At 67.1% G+C, this 2193-nt stretch carries 2 protein-coding genes; both read left to right on the forward strand.

All coding sequences use genetic code 11. From position 1 onward, the window contains the following. The first annotated feature begins 106 nt into the window (after nt 1-106). Entirely contained in the window at nt 107-511 is a 405-nt protein-coding gene (gene mscL / locus AC1VAN_RS19485; RefSeq protein WP_025874272.1) for a large-conductance mechanosensitive channel protein MscL, read from the forward strand. A gap of 224 nt (nt 512-735) precedes the next feature. Then, a complete protein-coding gene (locus tag AC1VAN_RS19490) occupies nt 736-2157 on the forward strand; it encodes a M28 family peptidase (protein WP_442252268.1) in 1422 nt (473 codons plus the stop codon). The last annotated feature ends 36 nt before the right edge of the window (nt 2158-2193 follow it).

The raw sequence follows: 2193 nt of genomic DNA on the forward strand, positions 1-2193 counted from the left end.
GTGCACGCCTTGAGAACGTGGCCGAACGCCACGGCGTGATCGCCGGCTGACATCACCTGCGCTACCCTTCGCGCTGTCCCCCCTCGCCCTCAGGAGAAAAACAACAATGGGAATGCTCACCGAGTTCAAGGAATTCGCGATGCGCGGCAACGTCATCGACCTCGCCGTCGGCGTGGTGATTGGCGCTGCCTTCGGCAAGATCGTCACCGCGCTGGTGGAGAAGATCATCATGCCGCCGCTGGGCATGCTGATCGGCAAGGTCGATTTCTCCCAGCTTGCGTGGACACTGTCGCCGGCCAGCATCGGGCCTGATGGCAAGGAAATCCCGGCCGTGGTGATCGGCTACGGTGATTTCATCAACACGCTGATCCAGTTCGTGATCGTGGCGTTCGCCATCTTCCTGGTGATCAAGGTGATCAACCGCCTGTCGCGCAAGAAGGAAGCGGCACCGGCAGCGCCGGCCGAGGAAGTGGTGCTGCTGCGCGAGATCCGCGACAGCCTGAAGAAATAAGGTTGGTGGCGCCGGGCCATGCCTGGCGGAACGCCATCTTGCCGCTGCGCTCGCCGGGCATGCCCGGCGCTACCGCAGAGGCCTGCGAAAGCCCCGCTCCGGCGGGGCTTTCGCTTTGCTGCATCTGGCGGAAAACAGCATCCGCGCCGGCCATGACCTCCCGCCCATGCGCGGCGCTGAACGACTGTTAAGCTCCAAGGCTTACACCCTTCCCGGAGCTGTCCATGCGTCGCCGCGTCCTTGCCATCGCATCCTCCCTCGCCCTGCTGGCCGCGCCGGCCTTCGCGGCGCCGCGTGCCACCACCCTGCCGCCGGCTTCGCTGGCCACCGCCGCGCAGCTGCGCGACCAGGCGCTGGCCGATGACACCGGCTGGAAGGTGGTCGAATCGTTGACCACCGAGATCGGCCCTCGCATCGCCGGCAGCGAGGCCGACGCCCGTGCCGTGGCCTGGGCCGAAGCCAAGTTCAAGGCACTGGGTTTTGACAAGGTGTGGAAGGAACCGGTGACCTTCCCGAAATGGGAGCGCCGCAGTGAACACGCCGCCGTGACCGGCAGGAACCCGCAACCGCTGCAGATCACCGCGCTGGGTGGCAGCCCGGGCGGTACGGTCGARGCCGAGGTGGTGCGGTTTGCCGATCTGGCCGCGCTGCAGGCCGCACCGGCGGGTTCGCTGAAGGGCAAGATCGCCTTCGTCGATTACCAGATGCTGCCGTTCCGCGATGGCCGCGACTATGGCCGTGGCGGCGCGATCCGCAGCAAGGGCCCGTCCGAGGCCATCCGCAAGGGCGCGATCGGTTTCCTGATGCGCTCGGCCGGTACCGATTCGCACCGCGTGCCGCACACCGGCATCACCCGCTTCGATGACGGCCTGACCCCGGTGCCGTCGGCGGCGCTGTCGGTGCCCGACGCCGACCAGCTGGCGCGCCTGCTTGCCCGTGGCGCAACCACGGTGACGGTCGCACTGGACTGCGGTTGGGATGGCACGGCGACCTCGTACAACGTGATCGGTGAGATCACCGGCCGCACGCTGCCGAAGGAAGTGGTGGTGATCGGTGGACACCTGGACTCGTGGGACCTGGGCACCGGCGCGGTCGATGACGGCGCAGGCGTGGGCATCACCATGGCCGCCGGTCATCTGATCGGCCAGCTGAAGCAGGCGCCGAAGCGCACCATCCGCGTGGTCGCCTTCGCCAACGAAGAACAGGGCCTGTATGGCGGCAAGGCCTACGCCGAGGCGCATGCCAAGGACGTAGCCCTGCACCAGCTGGCCGCCGAGAGCGATTTCGGTGCTGGCCGCATCTACGCCTTCAACACCGGTTCGCCGAACCCGGAAGGCTCGCGCGAGGCAACCAGGCAGATTGCCGAGGTGATGAAGCCGCTGGGCATCGAGTACGCCGCCGACAAGGGTGGCCCGGGGCCGGATGTCGGTCCGCTGGCCGCCAAGGGTGGCGCATGGGCTTGGCTGGCGCAGGATGGCTCGGATTACTTCCACCTGCACCACACCGCCGACGACACCCTCGACAAGATCGATCCGAAGGCGCTGGCGCAGAACGTGGCGGCCTATACCGTGTTTGCCTACCTGGCGGCCGAGGCCGATGGCAACTTCGGTAGCGAAGCCAAGGCAACCACGCCGCCCAACGAGTGAGTCCACTTCCACGCTGTGCGTGGAGTGACTCATGAC

Source organism: Stenotrophomonas sp. 05L44_2 (assembly GCF_056665995.1).